Source organism: Streptomyces avicenniae (genome assembly GCF_000719135.1).
Lineage (GTDB): Bacteria > Actinomycetota > Actinomycetes > Streptomycetales > Streptomycetaceae > Streptomyces > Streptomyces avicenniae.
This window is the reverse complement of record NZ_JOEK01000002.1, coordinates 502463-529133: the sequence shown is the minus strand read 5'-3', so window position 1 is coordinate 529133 and position 26671 is coordinate 502463. Positions and strand designations below refer to the sequence as shown.

At 72.9% G+C, this 26671-nt stretch carries 19 protein-coding genes and 3 pseudogenes; 15 read left to right on the top strand and 7 right to left on the bottom strand.

The features are described 5' to 3' along the window. Positions 1–26 precede the first annotated feature (26 nt). The 7 genes and pseudogenes from IF27_RS06485 to IF27_RS06455 form a co-directional block, all read left to right on the top strand. Complete coding sequence (locus IF27_RS06485; protein ID WP_052848369.1) at positions 27–956, top strand: DUF1015 family protein; 930 nt, start codon at positions 27–29, stop codon at positions 954–956. A gap of 140 nt (positions 957–1096) precedes the next feature. Next, the gene (locus IF27_RS06480) at positions 1097–2497 is read left to right on the top strand and encodes a nitrate/nitrite transporter (RefSeq protein ID WP_052848368.1); all 1401 of its coding nucleotides are present in this window, start codon (positions 1097–1099) and stop codon (positions 2495–2497) included. 106 nt (positions 2498–2603) lie between these two features. After that, positions 2604–3791 carry a uroporphyrinogen-III synthase gene (locus tag IF27_RS06475; RefSeq protein WP_052848367.1) on the top strand — a complete coding sequence of 396 codons (1188 nt, stop codon included), beginning with the start codon at positions 2604–2606 and terminating at the stop codon, positions 3789–3791. A gap of 64 nt (positions 3792–3855) precedes the next feature. After that, on the top strand, positions 3856–6162 hold the full coding sequence (locus tag IF27_RS06470; protein WP_052848366.1) for a HelD family protein: 2307 nt from the start codon (positions 3856–3858) through the stop codon (positions 6160–6162). 280 nt (positions 6163–6442) lie between these two features. After that, the gene (locus IF27_RS06465; RefSeq protein WP_190232833.1) at positions 6443–11044 is read left to right on the top strand and encodes a DUF6531 domain-containing protein; all 4602 of its coding nucleotides are present in this window, start codon (positions 6443–6445) and stop codon (positions 11042–11044) included. A gap of 10 nt (positions 11045–11054) precedes the next feature. Further along, positions 11055–11585, top strand: a complete 531-nt coding sequence (locus IF27_RS06460) for a hypothetical protein (protein ID WP_052848364.1) — start codon at positions 11055–11057, stop codon at positions 11583–11585. Positions 11586–11682: 97 nt separating this feature from the next. After that, positions 11683–11982 (top strand): annotated as a pseudogene (locus tag IF27_RS06455) (DUF6879 family protein); the annotation flags it as partial. 78 nt (positions 11983–12060) lie between these two features. Here the strand turns inward: IF27_RS06455 and IF27_RS31460 are convergent. From IF27_RS31460 to IF27_RS06445, 3 genes and pseudogenes are all read right to left on the bottom strand, one after another. Continuing rightward, positions 12061–12195, bottom strand: a pseudogene (locus IF27_RS31460) (pyridine nucleotide-disulfide oxidoreductase); the annotation flags it as partial. A 4-nt stretch (positions 12196–12199) separates the two neighbouring features. Beyond that, positions 12200–12769 (bottom strand): cysteine hydrolase family protein, encoded by a 570-nt coding sequence (locus IF27_RS06450; protein WP_052848465.1) that lies wholly within the window; start codon positions 12767–12769, stop codon positions 12200–12202. Between the two features lie 25 nt (positions 12770–12794). After that, positions 12795–13223, bottom strand: coding sequence for a hypothetical protein (locus IF27_RS06445; protein WP_223290934.1), 429 nt, complete (start codon positions 13221–13223; stop codon positions 12795–12797). Positions 13224–13398: 175 nt separating this feature from the next. Here IF27_RS06445 and IF27_RS06440 point away from each other — a divergent pair, with 175 nt between their 5' ends. Continuing rightward, positions 13399–13764 (top strand): hypothetical protein, encoded by a 366-nt coding sequence (locus IF27_RS06440; RefSeq protein WP_052848363.1) that lies wholly within the window; start codon positions 13399–13401, stop codon positions 13762–13764. 196 nt (positions 13765–13960) lie between these two features. Here the strand turns inward: IF27_RS06440 and IF27_RS30885 are convergent, their stop codons facing one another. The 3 genes from IF27_RS30885 to IF27_RS06420 form a co-directional block, all read right to left on the bottom strand. Next, on the bottom strand, positions 13961–14419 hold the full coding sequence (locus IF27_RS30885; RefSeq protein WP_190232832.1) for a hypothetical protein: 459 nt from the start codon (positions 14417–14419) through the stop codon (positions 13961–13963). Continuing rightward, positions 14362–14712, bottom strand: coding sequence for a hypothetical protein (locus IF27_RS06430; protein ID WP_052848361.1), 351 nt, complete (start codon positions 14710–14712; stop codon positions 14362–14364). The genes IF27_RS30885 and IF27_RS06430 overlap by 58 nt, the downstream gene beginning before the upstream one ends. 1080 nt (positions 14713–15792) lie before the next feature. Beyond that, positions 15793–17028, bottom strand: a complete 1236-nt coding sequence (locus tag IF27_RS06420; RefSeq protein WP_052848359.1) for a DUF418 domain-containing protein — start codon at positions 17026–17028, stop codon at positions 15793–15795. A 376-nt stretch (positions 17029–17404) separates the two neighbouring features. Between IF27_RS06420 and IF27_RS06415 the strand changes: the two genes are divergently transcribed. Beyond that, on the top strand, positions 17405–18847 hold the full coding sequence (locus IF27_RS06415; RefSeq protein WP_052848358.1) for an NAD-dependent malic enzyme: 1443 nt from the start codon (positions 17405–17407) through the stop codon (positions 18845–18847). Positions 18848–19196: 349 nt separating this feature from the next. Next, positions 19197–19478, top strand: a complete 282-nt coding sequence (locus IF27_RS06410; protein ID WP_052848357.1) for an HU family DNA-binding protein — start codon at positions 19197–19199, stop codon at positions 19476–19478. 136 nt (positions 19479–19614) lie between these two features. On the opposite strand, the gene murA is transcribed toward IF27_RS06410, so the two are convergent. Beyond that, positions 19615–20934 (bottom strand): UDP-N-acetylglucosamine 1-carboxyvinyltransferase, encoded by a 1320-nt coding sequence (gene murA, locus IF27_RS06405; protein ID WP_052848356.1) that lies wholly within the window; start codon positions 20932–20934, stop codon positions 19615–19617. Between the two features lie 164 nt (positions 20935–21098). Here murA and IF27_RS06400 point away from each other — a divergent pair, with 164 nt between their 5' ends. From IF27_RS06400 to IF27_RS06380, 5 genes and pseudogenes are all read left to right on the top strand, one after another. Further along, entirely contained in the window at positions 21099–21656 is a 558-nt protein-coding gene (locus IF27_RS06400; RefSeq protein WP_052848355.1) for a YqgE/AlgH family protein, read from the top strand. Between the two features lie 11 nt (positions 21657–21667). Continuing rightward, positions 21668–21967, top strand: coding sequence for a DUF3039 domain-containing protein (locus IF27_RS06395; RefSeq protein WP_052848354.1), 300 nt, complete (start codon positions 21668–21670; stop codon positions 21965–21967). 288 nt (positions 21968–22255) lie between these two features. Continuing rightward, positions 22256–23161: an FAD binding domain-containing protein gene (locus IF27_RS06390; protein WP_052848353.1), complete on the top strand. Its 906-nt coding sequence runs from the start codon at positions 22256–22258 to the stop codon at positions 23159–23161. Between the two features lie 284 nt (positions 23162–23445). Next, a pseudogene (locus tag IF27_RS32010) lies at positions 23446–24216 on the top strand ((2Fe-2S)-binding protein); the annotation flags it as partial. A 65-nt stretch (positions 24217–24281) separates the two neighbouring features. After that, a complete protein-coding gene (locus IF27_RS06380) occupies positions 24282–26615 on the top strand; it encodes a xanthine dehydrogenase family protein molybdopterin-binding subunit (protein ID WP_052848352.1) in 2334 nt (777 codons plus the stop codon). Positions 26616–26671 lie beyond the last annotated feature (56 nt).

Sequence of the window (26671 nt, the reverse complement as noted above, 5' to 3'; positions counted from 1 at the left end):
CCGGCGCCGCGGCCGGACCGCTCGCCGTGGCCGGGTACCACGTCCTCGAACGGCGTGACGCGACCGGTGCCGTCGAACAGCGCGGCATCCTCGGCGCCCTCAGCCTCCACGGCGTCGAGACCGGGCACGTCCTGCGGCACCAGCAGGTCGCCGAGGCCCTGACCGCCGTCCACCTGCGGCTGCTGCGGGAACGCGGCGGCATCGACGAGCCGCTGCTGCTCGCCGCCCCCGACCTCGGCTCGTTCGACGAGTGCATCGAACGGACGGTCAAGGGCGTGCCCGCGCAGGAACGGGAGACGCCGGAGGGCGGCGTGCAGCGCCTGTGGGCCTACGACGGCTCGTGGACCACCGAGCCGCCCGCCCTGCCGCCCGTGCTCCTCGCCGACGGCCACCACCGGCTCGAAGCCGCCAGGCGCCTGCACCGCGCCCAGCCGGACGCCGTGGCCGACCGGCTGCCCGCGCTGGTCGTGGACCACCGGCGGTTCCCGCTGACCCTGGCCGCGACCCACCGCGTCGTCCCCGGCCTCGACCTGCGGCGCGCCGTACGGGCCGCCGCGGGCGTCGCCCGGGTCGAGGAGCGGCCCCCGGGCCCGCGCCCGGCGCCCCGGCCGGGGACGTTCCTGCTGATCGGGGACGGCCAGGTCTTCGAGCTGTCGGAGATCTCGCCCGCCGCCCTGGCCGGGCGGCTGCGCTCCCTGCCCCCCGAGTGGGTCGAGCTGCCCGCGGCGATCTGCGACCACGTCGTCCTGCCGGTGCTGTGCGAGGACCAGGGCCTCGTGCCCCTGCCGCGCCACAGCGCCGAACCGCCGGGGCCGGGCGAGGTGGGGCTCGTCCTGCCGCCGCCGACGTGGGACCAGATCTGGGCCGGGGCGGCGAGCGGCGCGGGCATGCCGCCGAAGAGCACCAGCCTCGGGCCCGTCCCGCTGACCGCCGGGTGGTCCCTGCGGCCGTCCTGAGCGGCCGGTGCGCGGGGCTCACGGCGCGGCGGCGCGGCGCGTGAGCACAGGGTTGCGTCCGCGTCACGTCGCACCACGGCACCGAAACGCGCCGTCCCTACGGTCGTCCCGACGAAGCCGACGACCTGTGGGAGGCCGCCATGCCCGCCCAGCCCGCCGACCCGCGCACGCCCGTACGCCGCCGCGGCGGCCGATGGATCGAGGAGTGGGACCCCGAGGACGACCACTTCTGGCGCACCACGGGCGAGCGCGTCGCCCGCCGCAACCTGGCGCTGTCCGTCCTGTCCGAGCACATCGGCTTCTCCATCTGGTCGCTGTGGTCGGTCCTTGTCCTGTTCATGGGGCCCGAGTACGGCGTGGACGCGGCGGGCAAGTTCTTCCTCGTCTCGGTCGCCACGCTGGTCGGCGCCTGCGTCCGCGTGCCGTACACGTTCGCCGTCGCGCGCTTCGGCGGGCGCAACTGGACGGTCGTCTCCGCCGCGCTGCTCCTCGCGCCCACCGCCGCCGCCTGGTGGGTGATGGAACCCGGCACCGGCTACGGCACGTTCCTGCTCGTCGCGGTCCTGACCGGCGTCGGCGGCGGCAACTTCGCCTCGTCCATGACCAACATCAACGCCTTCTTCCCGCTGCGCCGCAAGGGCTGGGCCCTCGGGCTGAACGCGGGCGGCGGCAACATCGGCGTGCCCGTCGTGCAGCTCGCCGGGCTCCTCGTCATCGCCACGGCGGGCGACGGCAGCCCCCGGCTGCTGCTGGCCGCGTACGCGCCGCTCATCGTGCTCGCCGCCGTGCTGGCCTGGCGGTTCATGGACAACCTGGCGCCGGTCACCGCCGACACCGGGGCCGCCGCCGAGTCCCTGCGCGACCGGCACACGTGGATCATGGCGTTCCTGTACACCGGCACCTTCGGCTCGTTCATCGGCTACGGCTTCGCCTTCGGCCTCGTGCTCCAGAACCAGTTCGACCGCACGCCGCTCCAGGCCGCCGCCGTCACGTTCATCGGGCCGCTGCTCGGCTCCCTCGTCCGGCCGCTCGGCGGGCACTGGGCCGACCGGCACGGCGGGGCGCGGATCACGCTGTGGACGTTCGCCGGCATGGCGGCGGCGACCCTCGTCGTCCTCGCCGCCTCGCGCGGCGACTCGCTCGCCGTCTTCCTGCCGGGCTTCATCGCGCTGTTCGTGCTCAGCGGCCTCGGCAACGGCTCGACGTACAAGATGATCCCCGGCATCTACCACGCCCGCGCCCTGGCCGAGGGGCTGACCGGCGAGGAGGCCGCCGCGCGCGGACGGCGGCTGTCCGGCGCCGCCATCGGCCTCATCGGCGCGGTCGGGGCGCTCGGCGGCCTGGGCGTCAACCTCGCGTTCCGGCAGTCCTTCCTCGCCACCGGGAGCGGCACGGGCGCCTTCGCCGCATTCCTCGGCTTCTACGCCGTCTGCTCCCTCGTCACCTGGGCCGTATACCTGCGGCCCCGGCCCACCGCACCGGCGGCGGCGCTCCCGGCCGACAGCGGCGCAGGCCGCCGGGCCGCGTACGCCCGCGTCTGAGCGGCCCCGCGTAACGTCGGGGAAACCCGTAGGAACCCGGTCGGACACGCCCAGTTGACAGGCTCGGCCGTCCTGTACCGCAACACCCAGGCCGGAGCGGAACGCGATGCAGCAGCAACACCCCCAGCCGGACGCCCCGGACACCCCCGGCGCCTCCGGCGCCCCCGCGACCAGGCCGCTCGACGGCTTCACCGTCGGCGTCACCGCCGCGCGCCGCGCCGAGGAGCTGGCGACCCTGCTCCACCGGCGCGGCGCCGGGGTCCAGCACGGCCCGGCGCTGCGCATCGTGCCCCTCCCGGACGACGAACGGCTCCTCGCCGCCACCCGCGACCTCGTCGCCCACGCCCCCGACACCGTCGTCGCCACCACCGCCATCGGCTTCCGCGGCTGGGTGGAGGCCGCCGACGGCTGGGGCGTCGGCGACGCCCTGCTCGGCACCCTCGGCGGCGCCGAACTCCTCGCGCGCGGCCCGAAGGTACGCGGCGCCATCCGCGCCGCCGGACTCACCGAGACCTGGTCACCCGCCTCCGAGTCCATGGCCGAGGTACTCCAACGCCTCCTCGACGAGGGCGTGGACGGCCGCCGCATCGCCCTCCAGCTCCACGGCGAGCCCCTGCCCGGCTTCATCGAGACGCTGCGCGCGGCGGGCGCCGAGGTCGTCGCCGTCCCCGTCTACCGCTGGATGCCCCCGGCCGACACCGGCCCGCTCGACCGCCTCATCGACGCCACCTGCGCCCGCGCCCTCGACGCCCTCACCTTCACGAGCGCGCCCGCCGCCGCCTCCGTCCTGCGCCGCGCGGAGGAACGCGGCCTGCGGGACGACCTCGTCGCCGCGCTGCGCCGCGACGTGCTGCCCGCCTGCGTCGGCCCCGTCACCGCCCTGCCGCTCCAGGCGCACGACATCCCCACCTGCCAGCCCGAACGCTTCCGCCTCGGCCCCCTCGTCCAGCTCCTGTGCCGCGAACTGCCCGCCCGCGCCCGCCTCCTGCCGATCGCCGGGCACCACCTCCAGATACGGGGCCACGCCGTCGTCCTCGACGGCGCGCTGCGGCCCGTGCCCCCCGCCGGGATCGCCCTGCTGCGCGCCCTCGCCCGCCGCCCCGGCTGGGTCGTCTCCCGCGCCGACCTGCTGCGCGCCCTGCCGGGCGCCGGGCGCGACGAGCACGCCGTCGAGACCGCCATGGCCCGCCTGCGCACCGCCCTCGGCGCGCCCACGCTCATCCAGACCGTCGTCAAACGCGGCTACCGCCTCGCCCTCGACCCCACGCCCGACGCCCACAAGTACGGCGGATGACCCGCCCCTGGCGGGCGGCGCCGCCCCGCGCCGTGGACTACCGTGGAGCGCTGCGCGGTGACAGGTGAAGGGGACGCACGTGCGGGAACGTGAGATCGGCGACGAGCAGCGGCACCTCGACGCCGTCTACCGGCGGCTGACCGAGAAGATCGCCGAGGCCGAGTACCTCATGGCCGACGCGGCGCGGCGCGTCCAGGTCGGCACGCCAGGCGCGCTCGCCGAGCGCGACGCGCAGGTCTTCCGCGCCGGGCAGCACCTCTCCCGCCTCAACAACGAGTTCGAGGACTTCCTCTTCGGCCGCATCGACCTGCTGCCCGGCAAGGACGGCGAACGCGGCCCCGACGGCGCGCAGACGTCCCTGGAACCGGCCGACGACGCCGTCGTCACCCTGCCCGACGGCCAGGCCGTCGCCGAGATCGCCGAGACTCTGCACATCGGCCGCATCGGCGTCCTCGACAGCGACTACGCGCCGCTGGTCATCGACTGGCGCGCCCCGGCCGCCGCCCCCTTCTACCGGGCCACGCCCGTCGCGCCCGGCCGCGTCGTCAGGCGGCGCGTCATCCGCAGCCGGGGCCGCCGCGTCCTCGGCGTCGAGGACGACCTGCTGCGCCCCCGGCTGCGCGCCCTGCTGAACGGCGAGGAACTGCCCGTCGTCGGCGACGGCGCGCTGATGGCCGCCCTCGGCCGCGCGCGCGGCGCCCGGATGCACGACATCGTCGCCTCCATCCAGGCCGAGCAGGACGAGGTGATCCGCGCCCCCGCCGGGTCCGTCACCGAGGTCACCGGCGGCCCCGGCACGGGCAAGACGGCCGTCGCGCTGCACCGGGCCGCGTACCTGCTCTACCAGGACCGCAGGCGGTACGCGGGCGGCATCCTCGTCGTCAGCCCCACGCCGCTGCTCGTCTCGTACACCGAGGGCGTGCTGCCCGCGCTCGGCGAGGAGGGGCAGGTCGCCATCCGGTCGCTCGGCTCCCTCGTGGACGGCTTCGAGGCGGACGCGTACGACGACCAGGCCGTCGCGCGCGTCAAGGGATCGGCGGCGATGGTGAAGCTCCTGCCGCGTGCCGCGCGGGGCGCCCTCGACGCCGCGCGGGCCCCGGAGCGGCTGCGCGTCGTCGCGTTCGGCCGCCGGGTCGAGCTGGGCCGCGAGGACCTGGCGCGCGTCCGGCAGCAGGCCCTGTCGGGCACCGCGCCCGTCAATCTGCTGCGGCCCCGCGCGCGCCGCCTGCTGCTCGACGCGCTGTGGCAGGCGTCAGGCGCCGCGGCGCGCTACCCGGACGGCGAGCTGGCGGCCGAGGCGCGTGACGCGTTCGTCGAGGACATCGGCACGGAGGACGACTTCACCGGCTTCCTCGACGCCTGGTGGCCCGAGCTGACGCCGCTCGGCGTGCTGCGGGCCATGGCCGACGAGCAGCGCCTCTCCCGCTGGGGGCGGCGCTTGCTGCGTCCGCGCGAGATCCGCAGGCTGGCCAGGTCGCTGCGGCGGATCACGCCGGAGGGCGCCGGGCTGTCGGCGCACGACGTCGCGATCCTGGACGAGCTGCGCACGCTGCTCGGCGCCCCGGCGCGGCCCGCCGTGCCCCGCGAGGTGGACCCGCTCGACCAGTTGACGGGGCTCGCCGAACTGACCACGCAGGCCGACCGGTTCGGCTCGCGCCGCGACCGCGCCGACCGTGATCCCGAGGAACGCACCGAGTACGCGCACGTGATGGTGGACGAGGCGCAGGACCTCACGCCGATGCAGTGGCGGATGGTGGGGCGGCGCGGACGGCACGCGACATGGACCGTCGTCGGCGACCCGGCGCAGAGTTCGTGGCCCGCGCCGGAGGAGGCGGCGGCCGAGCAGGGCGCGGCGCTCGGCAGGCGGCCGAGGCGGCGGTTCCGGCTGACGGTCAACTACCGCAACCCGGCGGAGATCGCGCGCGTCGCGGACGGGGTGCTGGCGCGGGCGATGCCGGGCACCGAGCCGCCGGTGGCCGTGCGCTCCACCGGCGTGGAGCCGCGCTTCGCCGTCGCGGGGGACGACTTCGCGGCGTCCGTGCGCGCGGAAGCGGAGCGGCTGTTGTCGGAGGTGCCCGGTACGGTCGGGATCGTGGTGGCGATGGACCGGCGGGCCGAGGTCCGTTCGTGGGTGGAGGGCCTGGGGGCGGGGGAGCGGCTGCTCGTGCTCGGCAGCCTGGAGGCGAAGGGGCTTGAGTACGACGCGACGCTCGTCGCCGCGCCCGCCGGGATCGCGGCGGAGTCCCCGGCCGGGCTGCGCGTGCTCTACGTCGCGCTGACGCGGGCGACGCAGCGGCTCACGGTCCTGTCGGGCCCGGCCGACGCACCCGACCCGGACACGGGCGTCCCGGAACTGCTGCGGCCCGCCTGAGTGATTGCCTGGTCACGGCGATCACCTGTTGTCCGGGTAGTCGGTGAGGTGCCGGGCTGCGACGATCCCGACGGCGCGGCCCGGCCAGGTGCACCCCGGTGGACTGCTCATCCGTGGGACAGCACTCGGAAGCCCCCATGTCCGCGTTGCCCGGGACGGCCACGCGGAACCGGCGAACTGCGACCGGTCGGTCCGGGAACCGTGAAGCTGTCACATCTCGTCCTGCCTCGGGAGATCACAGGGGCTATCCGGGCGGCGCCCGGGGCATGGGGGTTCAGCCGTGGCACGTCCTGCTGACTGGTCTCCGGTCGGGATGGAGTCGGACCCGACGCCGGGGGATCCGGAGGAGGTCCGTGAACTGGCGGATGCTTTGCAGACGTTCTCGGACGACGTGGGGGAAGCGCTGGGGCGGGTGCGGGGGTTGGCGTCGGATCGTGCGGTGCAGGACTGGGCGGGGTTGTCGGCGGAGGCGTTCCGTTCCGAGTTCGACGGCGTGCCGGGGAACTTGACCAAACTGCGTGACTCGTACGATCTGTGCGCGCAGGCGTTGCAGACGTACTGGCCGAGGTTGCAGACGGCGCAGGGCCAGGCGGATCGTGCGCTGGACCGTGCGATAGCCGCCCAAGCCGATCTGACGTCGGCGCAGGGCTCGTTGGGTGATGCGCAGGACTGGGTGTCGCGGGCGGGGGACGAGTCGGACCGGTTGCAGCGCGAGGGGGAACGCGACAACGCCCCACCGCCGGACGAGGCGGAGGTACGGGCGGCCACCCGCGACCGCCAGGCGGCAGACTCCGCGCGTGACGCGGCGCAGGCCCGTGTCGATACCGCGCAGGAGTCACTGGACGCCGCCCGCGAACTCGCCCAGCAGGCAAGGGAGATGCGTGAGGAAGCCGCACGCGAGGCCGCACGCGACATCGACGAAGCCTCCGACGCGGGCATCCAGAACCGGAAATGGTGGCAGAAGGCCGTCCACTGGGTCACCGAGAACTGGGACACCATCGTTGACGTCTGCAAGGTGATCGTCGCCGTCCTCGGCGTCGTCGTCATGATCATCGGCGGACCCCTCGCCCTCATCGTCCTCGCCGCAGCACTGATCGTCCTCGCTGACACGTTGATCAAGTACGCACGCGGCGAAGCCACCCTCTGGGACGTCGCGTTCGCCGCACTCGACTGCATCCCCGGCATGAAGGGCCTCACCACCCTCGGCGGCCTCGCCGCCGGAATCCGGGGGCTCGGACGCGTCGGCCTGCGAGGTATGGCCCAGGGCGCCCGCGGCTTGGCCCGCAGCGGTCGGAACATGGTGGCGGATGGCCTTCAAGGCGCCTACAACCGGGTCCGGGGCGCGGTGCGCTCCGGCGGAACCGACCCGATCGACCTGGCCACCGGACAGATGTACCTTCCGCAGATCGACGTCGAACTTCCCGGCATCCTGCCCCTGACCTTCACCCGTCGGCTGGCCTCCACCTACCGGGCCGGTCGGCGATTCGGCCCCACCTGGTCCTCCACCGCCGACCAGCGCCTCGAAGTGGACGACGAAGGGCTGGTGTTCGTCACAGAGGACGGGCTGCTGCTGACCTACCCGCACCCGGTGGACGTGGCGATCCCGGTGCTCCCCGCGCGCGGTCCACGCTGGCCGCTGACCCTTCTCGACACCGGCGGCTACGCTGTCACCGACCCGATCACCGGCCACACCCGCAGTTTCGCCCGGCCCGCCGAGGACGGCTTCGCCAGGATCGAGCGCGTGGCCGACCGGAACGGGCACGTCCTCACCTTCGCCTACGACCCCGACGGGATGCCCACCGGCATCCGGCACTCCGGCGGTTACCACCTGCTGCTGACCACGGCCGACGGCCTGATCACCGCCCTTTCCCTGGCGCACGCCGCCGACGACGGTTCCGACGTGGTGATCAAGAGGTTCGGCTACACCGACGGCTGTCTGACCGAGGACATCAACTCCTCCGGCCTGCCGCTGCGTTTCACCTACGACGAGCGGCTGCGGGTGACGTCCTGGACCGACCGGAACGATCGGCGCTACGACTACACCTACGACGACCAGGACCGCTGTGTCGCCGAAGGCGGCGAGGCAGGCCATGTCGCCCTCACCCTCGCCTATGACGGGACCGACCCCGACTGGCCCGGCCATGCCCTGACGACCCTGACCACCGCCGAGGGCGCCGTCACCCGGTTCGTGATCAACGACACCTGCCAGGCCGTCGCCGAGATCGACCCCCTGGGCCAGGTCACCCGCACCGAGTACGACGCCCACCATCAACTGCTGTCCGAGACCGATCCCCTCGGGCACACCACCCGTTTCGCCATGAGTCCGCTCGGCATGCCCGCCGTGGTGACCTACGCCGACGGGACCGAGTCCCGCTTCGCGTATGACGACAGGGGCCTGCTCTCCGCCGTCACCTTCCCCGACGGGGGCATCTCACAGCGTGCGTACGACGCCAACGGGAACTGCACGAGCGTCACCGATCCGCTCGGCGCCACCACGCGGTACGCCTATGACGAGCAGGGGCGCCCGACCGAGGTGACCGACGCGCTGGGCAACCGGCGGACCGTCCGCTGCAATGCCGCGGGCCTTCCCGTGAGCACGTCCGATCCCCTGGGCGAGACCAGTTCGTGGGAGCACGACGCCTTCGGCCGCATCGTCGCCCTGGTCGATCCCCAAGGCCACGCCACTCGCCTGACGTGGTCGGCCGAGGGCCGACTGCTGCGCCGGGTCACGGCGGACGGCGCCGTCGAGAGCTGGACCTACGACGGCGAGGGCAACTGCACCAGCCACACTACCCCGTCCGGCGAAGTGTCCCGCTTCGAGTACACCCATTTCGATCTGCCGGCCGCCCGCGTCGGGCCCGACGGTGCGCGCTGCACGTTCACGCACGACACCAGCCTGCGCCTCACCGAGGTCACCGACCCCCTGGGCCTGACATGGTCCTACTCCTACGACCTGGCCGGTCACCTCGTCTCGGAGACCGATTTCGACGGCCGCACCGTCACCTATGTCCACGACGCGGCGGGTCGTCTGACGGCCCGCACCAATGCCCTGGGCGGTACAGTCCGCTTCGCATACGACCCGATGGGCCGCATGATCAGCAAGGACAGCGCCGGACGGGTCACGACCTTCGCCTACGACGCCCGCGGCCGCCTCGCCGAGGCGACGGCTCCCGGCACGAGCCTGTCCCTGGAGAGGGACGGAAACGGCCGACTCGTCAGTGAGACCGTCAACGGCCGGACGCTGCGATACGTCCACGACGCGCTGGGCCGTCCCGTGGGCCGCACCACTCCCGGCGGAACGACCTCGGAATGGGCCTACGACGCGGCCGGAAACCGTGTCCGGCTCGACACCTCCGGGCGTACGGTGCGCTTCACCCATGACTGGTCGGGCCGGGAACGGACCCGCCGCTTTGGCGGCGGCGTCACGCTGACCCAGCAGCTGGACGAACTGGGCCGCCTCACCGACCAGTCGGTGTCGGCGTACGACGGACGACGGGTGCAGCACCGCTCCTACACCTACGCCGAGGACGGCAGCCTCACCGGCATCGACGATCAGCTCTCCGGCAGCCTTCGCTTCACTCTCGACCCGGCGAAGCGTGTCACGGCGGTCCAGGGCCGGAACTGGACCGAGCGCTATGCCTACGACACGGCCGGGAACCAGACGAACGCGCACTGGCCGACCGGCCGCCCCGGGGACGAGGAGGCGACCGGCCGCCGCAGCTACGCCGGGACCCGCGTCACCCGAGCGGGCAACACGCACTACGAACACGACGCACTGGGCCGCCGCACGGCGCGCCACCAGGCGCGGCCGTCCCGGGAACCCGCGGCCTGCCACTACACCTGGGACGCCGAGGACCGGCTGTCCTCGGTCGTCACCCCGGACGGCACCCGCTGGCGCTATCTGTACGACCCCCTGGGGCGGCGCACCGCCAAGCAGCGGCTCGCCGAGGACGGCCGTACCGTCACCGAGCAGACCGACTTCACCTGGGACGGGGTCACCCTCTGCGAGCAGACGACCCGCTCCGTGTCCCACGCGCACGCTGTGACCCTGACCTGGGAACACGACGGGACCCGTCCGATCACCCAGACGGAACGCATCACCACCGCCACCGCCCCTCAAGAGGAGATCGACTCGCGCTTCTTCGCCGTCGTCACCGATCTCGTCGGGACACCGACTGAACTGATCGGGGAGTCCGGGGAGATCGCCTGGCGCACGCGTGCCACCCTGTGGGGCCGGACAGCCAGGAGCGCGGACGCGGTCGCCCACACCCCGCTGCGGTTCCCGGGCCAGTACTTCGACGCGGAGACCGGCCTGCACTACAACTACTTCCGCCATTACGACCCGGAGACCGCGCGTTACCTCTCCCCCGATCCCCTCGGCCTCGCCCCGGCGCCCAACCCGGCCACCTATGTCCACAACCCCCACACGGGCATGGACCCCCTCGGGCTCTCGCCCTACTACAGCGACATCGGCCCCAACGGGCAGCGTGGCGCCGCCTACGCGGAGGTGACCCCGCAGTTGTTGCAGGACGCCGCAAACCAACTGATCGGAACCTCCGCCGGTCGTGGCCGCCGCTACGCGCCGCCGGGATTCGGGGGCGGGGAGATAGGCCACACGCGCGGCCACCTGATCGGCAGGCAGTTCGGCGGCGACGGGAGGGACATGCGCAACCTGGTCACGCAGGGGAGCATCCAGAACAGCGGGCGGATCTCGGAGGTGGAGAACCTGATCGCCGCCCATGTGCGCAACAGCGGAAATACGGTCATCCTGAGCGTGACGCCCGAGTACGCGAGTGCGGTGGCGGATATCCCGAGTCATGTCCTCATCGAAGCCGTCGATGACTTCGGCTGGTCCTTCCGCGAAAGAATTCCGAGCATATGAGAGAGCTTTCATGACAGATAGCCTGCGCGCCCTCCTCGCGCTTTGCCCGCCGCCGGCCGCCCCGCGGCGACCTGTGGGTTCCGGGGAGGCGGCGACACGGTACGCCGTCCCGGACAGCCACCGGGAACTCGTCGATGCCTACGGCGTCGGCTGCTTCGACGAGTTCCTGTGGATCTACGGGGCCGGTGCCGAAAATCCGTACCTCGACATCGCCGCGGCCACCGACAGCATGGGGTCGCTGCTGAGGGACAAGGAGATCCCCGCAATCCGGAAGATTCTCCGCCCTTATGGCCTGGCGCCTGAACAGCTCGTTCAGTGGGGAGGCACAGACAACGGTGACTCGCTGTTCTGGCTCCCGGCCGGACCCCCGGACGTCTGGCCGACTCTGATCATCGAGGCCGGGCAACTGGACAGCGTCCTGGTGGAACGGGACTCGACCGGGCTCGTTCTCGACCTGCTGACCGGGGCGTTGCGCGTCCGGATCTTTCCCTATGACTTCCCGAGCGAGCAACCCGATTTCTCGTCCAACCCCTACGCCTGAGACGCCGGGCCGTCCGCCCGGGCAGTAGAGGACAACAGTGGCAACAGCGGTTCGTGAAGCTCTCTGCCAGGCGCGGCGCTCGGCGCTGCACCTGGAGATGCGCGACAGCTGCATGCGCGACGACCCCGAGTTCGTCCGCTGGCAGGAAGGCCATCGGTACGACCCGGCGGACCGCGGGTCGTGGTGGCGCTCGTGGCTGGAGGTGGTGGCCGCGACGACTGCCCGGGGGGTGGTCATGCGGCGGGGCTGCGTGTCGTCTCCGAGCCGCTGAGCGGCTACGTCCGCTACGAGTACGACGGCACGTTCACGGAACGTGGCGGCCGGTGAGGACGTCCGCCGGCTGCCACGCTCGCGCGCGCGTGGTCTCCGGCTCCCGGCGCTCGACGGCTGGGTCATGGACGAGGAGACCGTGATCCTGCACCACTTCGACGGCGACGGCCAGTGGACCGGCCCCCGCATGGAACTGCTGCACGACCTCGACCAGGATCGAGCAAGTGCCGACACCGGCGGCCATTCGGGCGGCGGCGCAGCCGGCCGGGCCGCCGCCGATGATGATCAGGTCTGTGTCGTGGGCGGCGGGTGAACCGGTGCGGGGCGGTGTGCCGGCCATGGTGCTATTCCGGCACCGGGGCTCCGGAGTGAGCAGTGAGTTGGCCTATCACGTGGTCCATGGCGACGAGTCGGCCGACTCCGACCAAGCGGCGAGCGACGAGAAGGCCGGCGTCGTGGACATCTGGGCCGGCGTCGCCGGCACAGGCGTCCGTGACGATCCAGGGCGCGTGGGCGTGCTCGAAGGCGTCGGCCGCGGACTTCAGGACACAGCTCTCCGTCGCAATCCCGCAGAAGACGAGGTCGGTCCAGCCGGCCCGGCGGATCAGTTCCCTGGCCTCGGCGATGAAGAGCGTGTACCCGGTCTTGTCAACAATCGCATGTGCGCGGGTGGCTGCTTCTGCGAGCTCGGGAACGATGTCGGTCTCGGGCGGTTCCTGGAGTCGGCGCCACTGGAAGAAGCGCTCGTAGGGACTGTCCGCATAGTTGAAGTACCGGGTGAAGACCACAGGCCGACCGGCGGCGGACCACTGGGCGACCAGGTCGGAGACTGGGTGCACGGCATGGCGGCTGTGATGGTTCACGAAGCCGTTCCGCATGTCGATCACGAGCAACGCTGCGCCGGCGATCTCCATCCGCTGTCTCTCCTGACCCGTCTTCTCAGCCGAAGCCCTCATGTGAAGCGTCCTGCCCGGCGCGCAGCCGTTCAGCCAGCCCGCTGGTCTTCAAGATGGCCTCCCGCATCAGGACGTGCTGCGCGGTCTCCTGGGCACGGGCGGTGGTGAGCCGGGAGTAGGCGGCGCGCAGGAAACGCCAGCCGTGCCGCTCGGGCACGGAGGGGTCCTGGCCGTCCTCGATCATCTGCTGTATCTGGCGGGTGAAGCACCGCAGCGCTTGCACGGTCAGTTCGCAGCTGACCAACTCGTCGATGGAGAGGCTGCGCTCGCGTGAGTGGGAGGCATAGGCGACGCCGGACCATCCGGCGTAGGCGGCGGAGACTCCCCGTACGCCGAATGACACGATGTCCGGGTGGTCGAAGCCGGTGGCGAGGAGTGACTCCTCGACCGAGCCGTCCAGGGGCGCGGGCACGCCCGGGGCGCCGCGGTCAACCAGGACTGAGGGCGTGGAGAGCAGGCGCAGGGCGGTGTCGTAGGCATATGAGCCGTATCGCCAGACGGCGAGGTCGGTGAGCCCGGCGGGGGTGATCTCTCACACGCTCGCCCCGGAGAATCCCGACGCTCGCCCGTAGCCCGCCGACTCAGCCATGCTGCGGGAGCTGGTCTGCGACGTTGAGGCTCCGCCCCTTCTGGACGCCGTTGCCCATGCCGTACGCCGCATTCGGCTCATCGACGGGCTCCGCGCTGTCGGCGTCACCCTGCCGGACATCGTGACACTCGACGAAGCAGCTCAGCACAGCGGACATGGCGCCCGGTCGCTGATCGAATCCGGTGAAGGTACGGTGTTCTGCTCCTGGGGCCGAAATGCCATATTCCTGCGGGACGTCGGCGCCCCGGTCCCCGACGTTCCGCAGGATCTGGTGATCGCGGAACAGGCGCTCCGCCTCGTCAACGCCCTCAATGGCGCGGACGTCTCCCCGGGAAGGCTCAGGGCACCGGGGCCGACCAACTGACTGCCTCGCGACAGAGCGGACATTGCCTGATGAGGCGCCAGGCGTGCCGTATAGGCAATCACGAGACCGGATCTCGATCGTGAACCCTCTGGGGTGGAGGCGCTCAAGGCCTCCACCCCTGGGCCGCCACAGCAGGTTGGCCGGCTTTGCCTGCCTCGATGTCCCGCTCCCAGGGTGCTCCCGCCGGTGGTCGGTCTCAGTCGTGCAGGCGGGCGTCAGCAAAGGTGAGGAGGTCATCGAAACCGATCTCCCGGGGTGCCCCGTCCTGGGTGTCCCACTCGGCGAGGTACCAGGCGCCGTGCCATTCGACGCGCCAGACGTGGCTGTGACGGTTCTCGAATTCCACGAAGCTGCCGGGGGCGTCGGCCATGAGACGCAGTTCGTTGTCGAGGACGTCCACCCGTGCGAAGACTCGCCCTGCGTTCGTGCTGCGACCCTGTGTTCTGGTATTCGCGTATTGCATCTTCAGGAAGGGCACGGGACGGCGTTCCCACTGGGCTGCCCGCAGTATGCGGTAGCGCGTGATCGACTCCTCAAACGTTTCGTATCCGGAGAACTCGCAGGCGTAGGCAGGGAAGACATACCTGACCAACGGCGTCAGCTCAGGCAGTTCGACGTGATAGAAGCGGTGCACCGCCGGTGCCGCAGCGGCCACCGTGTCGAACGGTGTCCCGTCCGGTGCCGTGAATCCCTCGGCGGACCCGAGATGTCGATTCCGGGCGGACATCTCCTCCTCTCCTCCTCCCGCTCGCGGGCGAACCGCAGCGTCGCCAGCGCGAGATCCTGCCGGTAGGAGCCACGACTGCTCGTCTGGAGGAGCCTGAGCCCATCGGCGGAGAGGCCACCGGCGAAATCGATACCCCGCACGGGCGACCAGTGCCAGGCGTCTTCGAGGCCGTCGAGTTCCACCGCGCCGTGGAATCCGGTGACCACCTCCCGGATGTTCATGAGATCTCCTCGGTCAACATGAGTACCCTGGACCGGTCTCCTGGATGTACTCGGCTGTCATCCTGCCGCCCCCAGCCGAATTCTGGCGCAACTCCCCCGGTTCAAGGCGGTCCGTGTTGTTGTAGAAGGTTCTCCGGGTCTCGCGGTCGGAGAACCTTCCTGTGTTGTTCCAGTGCTCCACCACGGGGTCCAGGTGTTCGTAGGTCACCGTCCGGCTGAATGACCTCGCGTTGTCCGCGGTCGCTTCCCGGATCACGTTTCCCGAGCCGTCGCGCCAGGTTTCAATTGATCTCGGGGTATGCGACGGCCGTCGGCAACGACTGGAGCGCGGCCTGCGGCGACTCCTTCGTCCGTGTGGTGGGCGGTCAGGTGGTCATGGGTGCTCGTCCAGTAGTCGGAAGGGTACTGGCTGCCGCGTTTGTACTCGCGTCCACCTTCCGGAGGCGGCGGAAGGCTGGGGTCGCGGCCGAACCTCCCATCCACGCCTGCCGGTTCACCGGGGCCGGTCAGATGATCCATCTCGCGCTGCGCCGGACACAGACCGCCTTCGAGGTCACCGTCCACGACATGCACGCCGCCCACGCCCATCGCCGCCTCGCCGCCGTGTGCGACAAGCGGCGAGTGTCGTCCCTCGCCGGGGTCCGTGAGCTGGTGGAGAAGCGTCTCGGCGCATGGGGCCACGCAGCCGCGTGTCCGCCCGTTGCCGGTACCTGCGCCTGGGCCACGCTTCCCACGCGGCGCCCGCGCAGGACATGCCGTCGGACCACCGGGCGCCAGCCTGAGCCCGGGAGGGGCCGGGGGGGAGCATCCGGAGGCGGCGTCAGGGGAACGGTGTGTTGACGGTTCAGCGTCCGGCGTGGGGACGCGCGGTGACGGCCGGACACCCGGTGTCAACGCCCTGACCTGCGGCTTGTGGCCGGTTGACCCTCGCGCTGAGTGCGGTAGCCTGGAAGTGGCGTCGGCCCGATTCCATGCCCCCGGGCCCAACCATAGTCGCTTTGAGCGACCCCTTGCCGCGAGGCGAGCTGGCGGGCCGACGTCCTCAATTCTCCCGGTTCCTCCGCGACGGCTGTCCCGTCGTCATCGCCCCCACGGCGGCACGCTGTAGCGCGACAGGCCGGTCAGGACGTGCATGCCGTACTCCAGTGGGCCGCGCCGGAAGAAGCGCCGCCACACGAGCGCCACGACCGCCGCGACGGCGATGAAGGCGAACAGCACGGGGAGCCGGCGGTCCAGCCGGTCGTCCATGCCCAGCAGCTCGATGGCCACCAGGTGGCCCGTGTACGCGGTCAGTGACATGGCGCCCACCGCGATCAGCGGCGCGGCCAGCCGCGATGCGGACGGCCGGTGGGCGAGCACCGTCAGCGCGGCGGCGATCACGAGGACCGCGACCCCGGTGTTGCCGACCGTCGCGAACGTCGTCTCGGTGTGCGGCGCGCCGACCAGCAGCCATGCGGGACCGTCACCCGGCACGGTGAACTCCGCCTCCGACCACCAGGCGCTCGGGGCACCGATCGTCCGCGCGGCCGACGGGAAGAGGCGGAACGCCAGCCACGAGCCGCCGTAGCCCAGCGCGGCGAGCGCGGGCCCCAGCACCAGGAGCCGCGCGCGCACCGCCGCCGAGGCCAGGTCGAGCCGCCCCAGCACCATCCCGGCGAGGAGGTACGGCAGCCAGGCGGGCACGGGGTAGTTGCCGGTGATCAGAAGATCGACCAGGCCGTCGCCGTCCGCCCGGCTGATCGGGTCGAGGGCGTTGACGGCGATCACCCAGTCGGCGTACCCGCCGGTCTCGGCGTACGCCAGGTCGCGCAGCACGTAGAGGAGTTGGGGGCCCACCAGGGCCGCGCCCACGGCGAGCGGCGCGAGCACGCGGGCCGACATCCGGGAGAAGGGCAGCGCCAGCAGGAGACAGAGCCCGTAGTAGGGGAGGATCACGGCGATCGGCGTGTCCATCCGCGTCAGGAGCGTGCCGAGCACGATCAGCACCCCGGCCCTGATCGCGACGCCGACGGCGGCCCTGACGCCCGCGTGACCGGTCCTCGGGGTGGGCCGACCGGCGAGGATGATCAGGGTCACGCCCGCCAGCACCGCGAACAGCGCGGAGGAGCGGCCACGGGACAGCTCGGAGAAGAAGGCGGCGGACCCGCCGTGGGCGGGGTCGGGCGCGAGGTGCGCGGTGTACATCCCGAACAGCGCGACGCCACGTGCCAGGTCGAGCCCGACGAGCCGGGCGGTGGACGGCGCCGCGCGGGGGCGCCCGCCGGGTGAGGCCGAGGCCGTCTCCAGGTCCCGGGTCGTGTCGCGGTCCCCGGTCATGGCGCGCCGGTCCGGCCCGGCCGGACGTCCGCGTGTGGCCTGGCCGTGGGATCACCGGCCGACCGCCCGCACCGTGCCACCGTCACCTCGCCCCTCCTCCGGATCATGAACACCCGTGTCTCGTAAGGGAGTTCGGTGACAGGGCTCACCAGGCTAACCGCTGAGGCGGCTGTGCCATCGGGACAACGGGAAAACTCCCGGAATCCGGCACGGGGCCGGTCGTCCCGCGCCGGACACCGCCCGCCGCCCGATTCCTCCGCTTATCCACCCTCCTGTGGTCGTCCCGGCACCCTGGCTTTCCCGTCCGGGCGTATCTCTCGTATGGTGACAAGGTTTTCGGGGGGCGTTTTCTGGAAAGCGAAGGAAGTTATCGGCCATGGCAACGGCGCCCAGTGTCTCGTACTCGATGACCGTCCGGCTTGAGGTACCGGCCAGCGGTACGGCGGTCAGTCAGCTCACCACCGTGGTCGAGTCCTCCGGCGGATCGGTCACCGGTCTCGACGTCACCGCCTCGGGGCACGAGAAGCTCCGGATCGACGTCACCATCGCCGCCACCTCGACCGCGCACGCGGACGAGATCGTGCAGAAGCTGCGGACCATCGAGGGCGTGGCCCTGGGCAAGGTGTCCGACCGTACCTTCCTGATGCACCTCGGTGGCAAGATCGAGATGTCGTCCAAACATCCCATTCGCAATCGTGACGATCTCTCCATGATCTACACGCCGGGCGTGGCCCGCGTGTGCACGCAGATCGCCGCGCACCCCGAGGACGCCCGCCGCCTCACGATCAAGCGCAACAGCGTCGCCGTCGTCACCGACGGCTCGGCGGTCCTCGGCCTCGGCAACATCGGCCCGCACGCCGCGCTGCCGGTGATGGAGGGCAAGGCGGCCCTGTTCAAGCGGTTCGCTGGCATCGACGCCTGGCCGCTGTGCCTGGACACGCAGGACACGGACGAGATCGTCGCCATCGTCAAGGCGATCGCCCCCGGCTTCGCCGGGATCAACCTGGAGGACATCTCCGCGCCCCGCTGCTTCGAGATCGAGGCCAGACTGCGCGAGGCCCTGGACATCCCCGTCTTCCACGACGACCAGCACGGCACGGCCATCGTCGTCCTCGCCGCGCTCCACAACGCGCTGCGCGTCGTGGACAAGCGGCTCGGCGACGTGCGCGTCGTCATGTCCGGTGCGGGCGCCGCCGGGACCGCCATCCTGAAGCTGCTGCTTGAGGCGGGCGTGCGACACGCCGTCGTCGCCGACATCCACGGCGTCGTCCACGCCGGGCGCGAGGACCTGGTGGACGCGGAGCGCGACTCGCCGCTGCGCTGGATCGCCGACAACACCAACCCCGAGGGCGTCACCGGGACGCTGCGCGAGGCGGTCGTCGGCGCGGACGTCTTCATCGGCGTCTCCGCGCCCGACGTGCTGGACGCCGCGGACGTCGCCGCGATGGCGGACAACGCCATTGTGTTCGCACTCGCGAATCCTGACCCGGAGATCGACCCGGCGATCGCCCGGCAGACCGCCGCCGTCGTCGCCACGGGACGCTCCGACTTCCCCAACCAGATCAACAACGTGCTGGTCTTCCCCGGTGTCTTCCGGGGCCTGCTGGACGCCCAGTCGCGGACCGTGAGCATCGACATGATGCTGGCCGCCGCCCGCGCGCTCGCCGACGTCGTCGGCGAAGGCGAACTCAACGCGAACTACATCGTGCCGAGCGTCTTCAACGAGCGGGTCTCGGGCGCCGTCGCCGGGGCCGTCCGGCAGGCCGCCCAGCACGCGGACACCGCCCCCGCGCCCCTCCCCGGCCCCGCCGAGGAGTGACCCCCGCCGACCGGACGCGCGCGGGCGCCCGCGCACGGTGACGCCCGCGCGGGGCCCGCGTGTCGTGTGGGCCATCCGGCGGCGAGTCGGTTCCCCGGGCCGCGCGGCGGCCCCGTAGGGTGGCTCGGAGGCGAACGGCCTCGGGGACCGTCACCGCGGCGTGGCGTGGACGCTCTCCGTGTGACCCCCCGGGCGCGGATTGGCCTTCGCGCCACTCGGAGGGGCAGGATGCGTCCGGGCGCGAGGGAACCAGCGCGACAGACCCGGCACCGGGAACTGTCAGTGGGTCCTGGCAGCATCGGCTTCGATCTCACGCCTCATCGGCAAGTTGAACACGGGAGTACGTAATATGAACCGCAGTGAGCTGGTGGCCGCTCTGTCGGAGCGCGCCGAGGTGACTCGGAAGGACGCCGACGCCGTGCTGGCGGCCCTGGCCGAGACCGTCGGGGAGGTCGTCGCCAAGGGCGACCAGAAGGTCACCATTCCCGGCTTCCTGACCTTCGAGCGCACCCACCGTGCCGCTCGCACCGCCCGTAACCCGCAGACCGGCGAGCCGATCAACATCCCCGCCGGATACAGCGTGAAGGTCTCGGCCGGTTCGAAGCTGAAGGAAGCCGCCAAGGGCCAGTGACGACGTGACGACGCGGTGAACGCGCCGCAGGGGTGACCCTCCCGCAGGGGGTCACCCCTTCGTCATGTCCGTCACGTTCTTCACCCGCGCCGCCGCTCCCTCCGGCACCCGCCGGAGGGGAGCGGCGGCGGTGGCGTCAAGCGCGCTCCACCTTGGCGCCGAGGTCCTCCAGCTTGTTGACGAAGTTCTCGTAGCCCCGGTTGATCAGCCCGATGCCGTGCACATGGGACGTCCCCTGCGCCGCGAGGGCCGCGATCAGGTACGAGAAGCCGCCGCGCAGGTCGGGGATGACGAGATCGGCGCCCTGGAGCGTCGTCGGCCCCGAGATGACGGCCGAGTGCAGGAAGTTCCGCTGGCCGAAGCGGCAGGGCGTGCCGCCCAGGCACTCGCGGTAGACCTGGATGTGCGCCCCCATCTGGTTCAGCGCGCTGGTGAAGCCGAGCCGCGACTCGTACACCGTCTCGTGCACGATCGACAGGCCCGACGCCTGCGTCAGCGCGACGACGAGGGGCTGCTGCCAGTCGGTCTGGAAGCCGGGGTGCACGTCCGTCTCCAGCGCGATCGCGTTCAGCGGGCCGCCCGGGTGCCAGAAGCGGATGCCCGCGTCGTCGATCTCGAAGGCGCCGCCGACCTTCCGGTAGACGTTCAGGAACGTCATCATCTCGCGCTGCTGCGCGCCCTTGACGTAGACGCTGCCCTTCGTGGCGAGGGCGGCGCTCGCCCACGAGGCGGCCTCCAAGCGGTCGGGCAGGGCGCGGTGCGTGTAGCCGCCGAGGCGGTCAACGCCGGTGATGCGGATCGTCCGGTCGGTGTCCAGCGAGATGATCGCGCCCATCTTCTGGAGCACGCAGATCAGGTCCTCGATCTCCGGCTCGACCGCCGCGTTCGACAGCTCGGTGACGCCCTCGGCGAGCACGGCCGTCAGCAGCACCTGCTCGGTGGAGCCCACCGACGGGTACGGCAGCCGGATCTTGCAGCCGCGCAGCCGCTGCGGGGCCTCCAGGTACTGCCCGTCCTCGCGTTTGTCGATCGTCGCGCCGAACTTGCGCAGCACGTCGAAGTGGAAGTCCACCGGCCTGCCGCCGATGTCGCAGCCGCCGAGGCCGGGGATGAACGCGTGGCCGAGGCGGTGCAGCAGCGGGCCGCAGAAGAGGATCGGGATACGGGACGAGCCCGCGTGCGCGTCGATGTCCGCGACGTTCGCGCTCTCGACGTGCGAGGGGTCCAGGATCAGCTCGCCCGGCTCGTCGCCGCTGCGGACGGTCACGCCGTGCAGCTGGAGCAGGCCGCGCACGACCCGTACGTCGCGGATGTCCGGCACGTTGCGCAGCCGGCTCGGGCCGCTCCCCAGCAGGGCCGCCACCATCGCCTTGGGAACCAGGTTCTTCGCCCCGCGGACCCTGATCTCCCCCTCGATCGGGGTGCCGCCGTGGACAAGCAGTACGTCGTCGGTCATCGAACTCACGATCTCTGGGTGGATGCGGGGGCCCCGCGTACTCGGAACGGTGATCCGTTGCGAAATGGTAGTGGCCTTGAACCCGTCATGGTATGACCGCCCAGGGGGGCGGGGCCGCGAGGCCGGGCCTCCCCTCTACCCCCCGGATGCGGAATCATGGCCCCATGACCGAGGAGTCCTCCCTCACCGGGCGGCTGCTGGTGGCCACCCCGGCACTGTCCGACCCGAACTTCGACCGTTCCGTCGTGCTCCTGCTCGACCACGACCGGGAGGGGGCCCTCGGAGTGGTCCTGAACCGCCCCACGCCCGTCGGCGTGTCCGAGGTCCTGGAGGCGTGGGCCGGGCTCGCGGGCGAGCCGGGGGTCGTCTTCCAGGGCGGCCCCGTCGCGCTGGACGCGGCGCTCGCGCTGGCCGTCGTGCCGGGGCAGGGGCCGCTGGGCTGGCGCCGCGTGCACGGCTCCATCGGCCTGGTGGACCTCGACGCGCCGCCCGAGGTGCTCGCCGCCGAGCTGGGCAGCCTGCGCATCTTCGCCGGTTACGCGGGCTGGGGCCCGGCGCAGCTGGAACGGGAGCTGGACGAGGGTGCCTGGTACGTCGTGGACTCCGAGCCGGGCGACGTCTCCGTGCCCCGCCCCGAGGGCCTGTGGCGCGCGGTCCTGCGGCGGCAGCGCGGTTCGCTGGCCCTGCTCGCCACATACCCGGAGGACCCGTCGCTGAATTAGGCTTGGGGTCCATGAGCACTCTTGAGCCCGAACGCGGAGCGGGCACCGGCACGCTCGTCGAGCCCGTCCCGCAGACGACCCACGGCGACGGCGACCACGAGCGCTTCGCCCACTACGTCCAGAAGGACAAGATCATGGCGAGCGCGCTCGACGGCACCCCCGTCGTCGCGCTCTGCGGCAAGGTCTGGGTCCCGGGGCGCGACCCGAAGAAGTACCCGGTCTGTCCCATGTGCAAGGAGATCTACGAGTCGATGGGCTCGTTCGGCGGTGGCAAGGACGGGAAGGGCGGCAAGGGCGGCGGCGGCAAGTAGCCGCCACGCGCCCGCCGCGCCCGCTCCCGTTCCGCACGGTCAGGTGAGACGTCCCGCCGGTACGTCCCGCCTGGCCCGCCGCGCCGTCGTGCCCGGCGCCCGCGCCGTCCGGCGTGCCCGCGCCGCCCCACCCGTCACCGCTGCTCCGCGCATGCCCCGATCGGGTGAGCCGTGGCCCGCCCAACCCCCGCGTGGACCGCGCTCGGATCTGTGCCAGAGTTGCCACGTCCGGGCCCCGAGGACGTACCGTACGGCTGGGCGCCGGGACACCGGAAAGGGGCAGCAGGATTGAGCACGCACGCACCGCACGCACCCGACTCCGCGCGGCTCGTCGCGCTCCCGTCCACGCTGGACGACGCCGTCGCCGCGCTCGCCGAGATCCCGGCCGCCGTGCCGGTCGCCGGGGGCACCGACCTGATGGCGAGCGTGAACGCCGGGCTGCTGCGTCCCGCCGCCCTCGTCGGCCTCGGCAGACTCGCCGAACTGCGCGGCTGGGCCTACCAGGACGGGCACGCCCTGCTGGGCGCCTGCCTCACCCACGCGCGGATGAGCCGCCCCGACTTCGCCGCCCTCATCCCCGCCCTCGCCGCCGCCTCACGGGCGGCCGGGCCCCCGCAGGTACGCAACGCGGGCACCCTCGGCGGCAACATCATCACCGCGGCGCCCTCGGGCGACACCCTCCCCGTCCTCGCCGCGCTCGACGCGACGCTGCTCGTCGCGGGCCCGGACGGCGACGGGCGGCAGATCCCCGTCGGCAACCTCCTCGCGGGCCGCGACCGGCTGCGGCCGGGCGAACTCGTCGCGCACGTCCGCGTCCCGCTGCTGCACGCGCCCCAGACGTACCTGCGCGCCACCGCGCGCACGGGGCCCGCACGCGCCACCGCGTCCGTCGCCGTCGTCCTCGACCCGATGCACCGGGAGGTGCGCTGCGCCGTCGGCGCCGTCGCCCCCATGCCGCTGCGGCCCCTGGACGCCGAACGGTGGGTCGCGTCCCTCGTGGACTGGGACGGCGAACGCGGCCTGACGCCCGAGGCGCTCGACGCGTTCGGCACGTACGTCGGCATGGCCTGCATCCCGGACCCGGAACCACCGGCGGACGGCGGGGAAACTCCGCAACTTTCCCCCGCGCTGCTCCACTTGAGGCGTACGGTGGCAGCACTGGCCCGCCGTGGACTCGGAAGGGCTCTCCGATGAGCAACGACCAGCAGCCCGATCCCACCGCCCCAGGCCCGCAGGGCGGCTGGGGCGGCGAGTACGACGCCGAGGCCACCGCGTTCATAGAGCTGCCGGGCGGCTACCGCGACGGCACCGGCGCCCAGCCGCTCGCCGCGCCGGGCCACGGCTACGAACCGCCGGTCATCGACGAACCCACCGCCCCGCCCGCCACCGCCGCCGCCACCATGGACCCGGGGGCCACCGGGCAGTGGACCATGCCCTTCGCCGGGGGCGCTGCCGGGGACGGCGCGCCCGCCGCGCCAGGACACGGCCTGCGCCCCGGCCAGGCCGCCGCCGCCATGGGCCAGGGCGCGGCACTGGCCCAGAACCGCCGCCCGGCCGCCGAGCTGCCCGGCCACGACGTGCCGCCCGAGGTGTGGACCCCCGAGCAGGCGGGCGAGCCCTACCCGCCCGCGCCCGTGCTCGACCCGCCGCGGCACGCGGACGCCGACCCGGTCGCCGTCCCGCCCGCGCCCACCGCCAGCCACAGCGACCACCCCGAGGTCAGCTACGTCCTGCGGGTGAACGGCGCGGACCGTCCCGTCACCGGCGCGTGGATCGGCGAGTCGCTGCTCTACGTGCTGCGCGAGCGGCTGGGGCTCGCCGGGGCCAAGGACGGCTGCGCGCAGGGCGAGTGCGGCGCCTGCTCCGTGCAGGTGGACGGCCGCCTGGTCGCGGCCTGCCTCGTCCCCGCGGCCACCGCCGCGGGCTCCGAGATCCGCACCGTCGAGGGCCTGAGCCAGGACGGGGCCGCCTCCGACGTGCAGCGGGCGCTGGCCGCCACCGCCGTCCAGTGCGGCTTCTGCCTGCCCGGCATGGCCATGACCGTCCATGACCTCCTGGAGGGCAACCACGCCCCCACCGAGCTGGAGACCCGGCAGGCGCTCAGCGGCAACCTGTGCCGCTGCACCGGCTACCGCGGCGTCCTCGACGCGGTGCGCACCGTCGTCGATGAACGCGCCGCGGCGCACGAGGCGGCGGCGGAACGCCAGGCCACGCCGCTGCCGCACCAGCGCTCGGCGGGAGCGCCGTGAGCGCCCCCCGTCCCGTGGGGACCGGAGAGGGCCGGAGGGGTTGAAGGGGATGAAAGGGCTACGCCATGACTGACCGGGCCGCCGACACCGCCGCCGCCATCACCGTGACCCCGGCCCTGGCCACCCCGCCGGTCGAGAGGCCCGCGGACGCGCCCGCGCACGGCCTCGGCACGTCGCTGCCCCCCGCCGACGCGCAGGCCAAGGCGCTCGGCACCTACCCCTACACCGCCGACCTGTGGGCCGAGGGCCTGCTGTGGGCCGCCGTGCTCCGCTCGCCGCACCCGCACGCCAGGATCAGGCGCATCGACACCGCCCAGGCCGCCGCGATGCCCGGCGTGCGCGCCGTCGTCACGCACGAGGACGCCACCGGGCCAGGCGGGCTCGGCCGCGCCGTCCCCGACCGGCCCGCGTTCGCCTCCGAGGTGGTGCGCTACCACGGGGAGCCGGTCGCCGCCGTCGCCGCCGACCACCCGGAGACGGCACGGCTCGCCGCCGCCGCGATCGTGGTCGAGTACGAGGTCCAGGACGCCGTCACCGACCCGGAGAAGTCCTTCGAGGCGCCGCCCCTCCACCCGGACGGCAACCTCGTGAGGCACATCCCGCTGCGCCACGGCGACCCGGCGGTCACCGGCGAGGTCGTCGTCGAGGGCCTGTACCGGGTGGGACGGCAGGACCCGGCGCCGGTCGGCGTCGAGTCCGGGCTCGCCGTGCCGCGCCCCGACGGCGGCGTCGAGCTGTACATCGCCTCGACCGACCCGCACACCGACCGCGACCGGCTCGCCGCCTGCCTCGGGCTGGCCGCCGAGCAGGTCAAGATCTGCGTCACCGGCGTGCCCGGCGCGCTCGGCGACCGCGAGGACCTGGGCTTCCAGCTGCCCCTGGCGCTGCTCGCCGTCCGCACCGGCTCGCCCGTCAAACTGGCCGCGACGCGCGAGGAGTCCTTCCTCGGGCACGCGCACCGGCACCCCACGCTGCTGCGCTACTGGCACCACGCCGACCGCGAGGGCAAGCTCGTCAAGGTCGAGGCGCAGCTCCTGATGGACGCGGGCGCCTACGCCGACGACTCCGCCGAGGTGCTCGCCGCCGCCGTGTCGTTCGCCGCGGGCCCGTACGTCGTGCCGAACGCCGTCATCGACGGCTGGGCCGTGCGCACGAACAACCCGCCGTCCGGCTACCTGCGCGGCGAGGGCGCCCTCCAGGTGTGCGCCGCGTACGAGGGGCAGATGGACAAGCTGGCGGCCCGGCTCGGCGTCGATCCTGCCGAGCTGCGCGCCCGCAACGTCATGGCCACAGGGGACACGCTGCCCACCGGCCAGGCCGTCACGTGCCCCGCGCCGGTGGCCGAGCTGCTGGCCGCGGTCCGTGAGGCGCCGATGCCCGCGCTGCCGAAGGACGGGCCGGTCGAGGACTGGCTGCTGCCCGGCGGGCCCGACGGCGCGGGCGACCCGGGGGCCGTTCGCCGTGGCGTCGGATATGCCCTGGGCATGGTGCACATGCTCGGTGCCGAGGGCACCGACGAGGTGGCCACGGCCACGGTCAAGGTCGAGGGCACCGTCGCGACCGTGCTGTGCGCGGCCGTCGAGACGGGGCAGGGCTTCGCGACGCTGGCGCGGCAGATCGTGCAGGACGTGCTGGGCATCGACGAGGTGCACGTCGCGCCCGTGGACACCGACCTGCCCCCTGCGGGGCCCGGCGGGCACGGGCGGCACACGTGGGTGTCGGGCGGCGCCGTGGAGCGCGCGGCGAAGATGGTGCGCACCCAGCTCCTCCAGCCGCTGGCCGCGACGTTCGGGATGTCGGCCGAGCTGCTGAGCATCACGGACGGGAAGATCACCTCCTACGACGGCGTGCTCAGCACGACGGTCGCGGAGGCGCTTGAGGGCAAGGAGCTGTGGGCGACGGCGCAGTGCCGCCCGCATCCGACCGAGCCGCTGGACGGGGCCGGGCAGGGCGACGCGTTCGTCGGGCTGGCCTTCGCGGCGGTACGCGCGGTGGTCGATGTCGATGTCGAGCTGGGGGCCGTCCGCGTCGTCGAGATGGCGATCGCGCAGGACGTCGGGCGGGTGCTGAACCCGCGTCAGCTGCGGGCGCGGATCGAGGCGGGGGTCGTGCAGGGCGTCGGCGCGGCGCTGACCGAGCACCTGCGCGTCGTGCGCGGCGTGGTGCGCCGCCCCGACCTGGCGGGCTATCCGCTGCCGACCGCGCTGGACGCGCCGGACGTGCGGATCGTGGCGCTGCTGGAGGAGCGGGACGTCGTCGCGCCGTTCGGGGCGAAGGCGGCGAGCGCCGTGCCGCTGGTCGTGTCGCCCGCGGCGGTCGCCGCGGCGGTGCGGGCGGCCACCGGGCGGCCGGTGAACCGGCTGCCGATCCGGCCGCAGAGCGCCGTCGGCGGGGCGTGAGGCGTAGGACCGTGGGGTGAGGGCTCTCACCCCACGGTCCATAGGCAGCGGGCCGG

Coding starts and splice junctions, on each gene's coding strand:
- IF27_RS06480 (WP_052848368.1), top strand. CDS start 1,097: ATGCCCGCCCAGCCCGCCGACCCGCGCACGCCCGTACGCCGCCGCGGC.
- IF27_RS06475 (WP_052848367.1), top strand. CDS start 2,604: ATGCAGCAGCAACACCCCCAGCCGGACGCCCCGGACACCCCCGGCGCC.
- IF27_RS06460 (WP_052848364.1), top strand. CDS start 11,055: ATGACAGATAGCCTGCGCGCCCTCCTCGCGCTTTGCCCGCCGCCGGCC.
- IF27_RS06450 (WP_052848465.1), bottom strand. CDS start 12,769: ATGGAGATCGCCGGCGCAGCGTTGCTCGTGATCGACATGCGGAACGGC.
- IF27_RS06440 (WP_052848363.1), top strand. CDS start 13,399: ATGCTGCGGGAGCTGGTCTGCGACGTTGAGGCTCCGCCCCTTCTGGAC.
- IF27_RS06430 (WP_052848361.1), bottom strand. CDS start 14,712: ATGAACATCCGGGAGGTGGTCACCGGATTCCACGGCGCGGTGGAACTC.
- IF27_RS06420 (WP_052848359.1), bottom strand. CDS start 17,028: ATGACCGGGGACCGCGACACGACCCGGGACCTGGAGACGGCCTCGGCC.
- IF27_RS06415 (WP_052848358.1), top strand. CDS start 17,405: ATGGCAACGGCGCCCAGTGTCTCGTACTCGATGACCGTCCGGCTTGAG.
- IF27_RS06410 (WP_052848357.1), top strand. CDS start 19,197: ATGAACCGCAGTGAGCTGGTGGCCGCTCTGTCGGAGCGCGCCGAGGTG.
- murA (WP_052848356.1), bottom strand. CDS start 20,934: ATGACCGACGACGTACTGCTTGTCCACGGCGGCACCCCGATCGAGGGG.
- IF27_RS06400 (WP_052848355.1), top strand. CDS start 21,099: ATGACCGAGGAGTCCTCCCTCACCGGGCGGCTGCTGGTGGCCACCCCG.
- IF27_RS06395 (WP_052848354.1), top strand. CDS start 21,668: ATGAGCACTCTTGAGCCCGAACGCGGAGCGGGCACCGGCACGCTCGTC.
- IF27_RS06380 (WP_052848352.1), top strand. CDS start 24,282: ATGACTGACCGGGCCGCCGACACCGCCGCCGCCATCACCGTGACCCCG.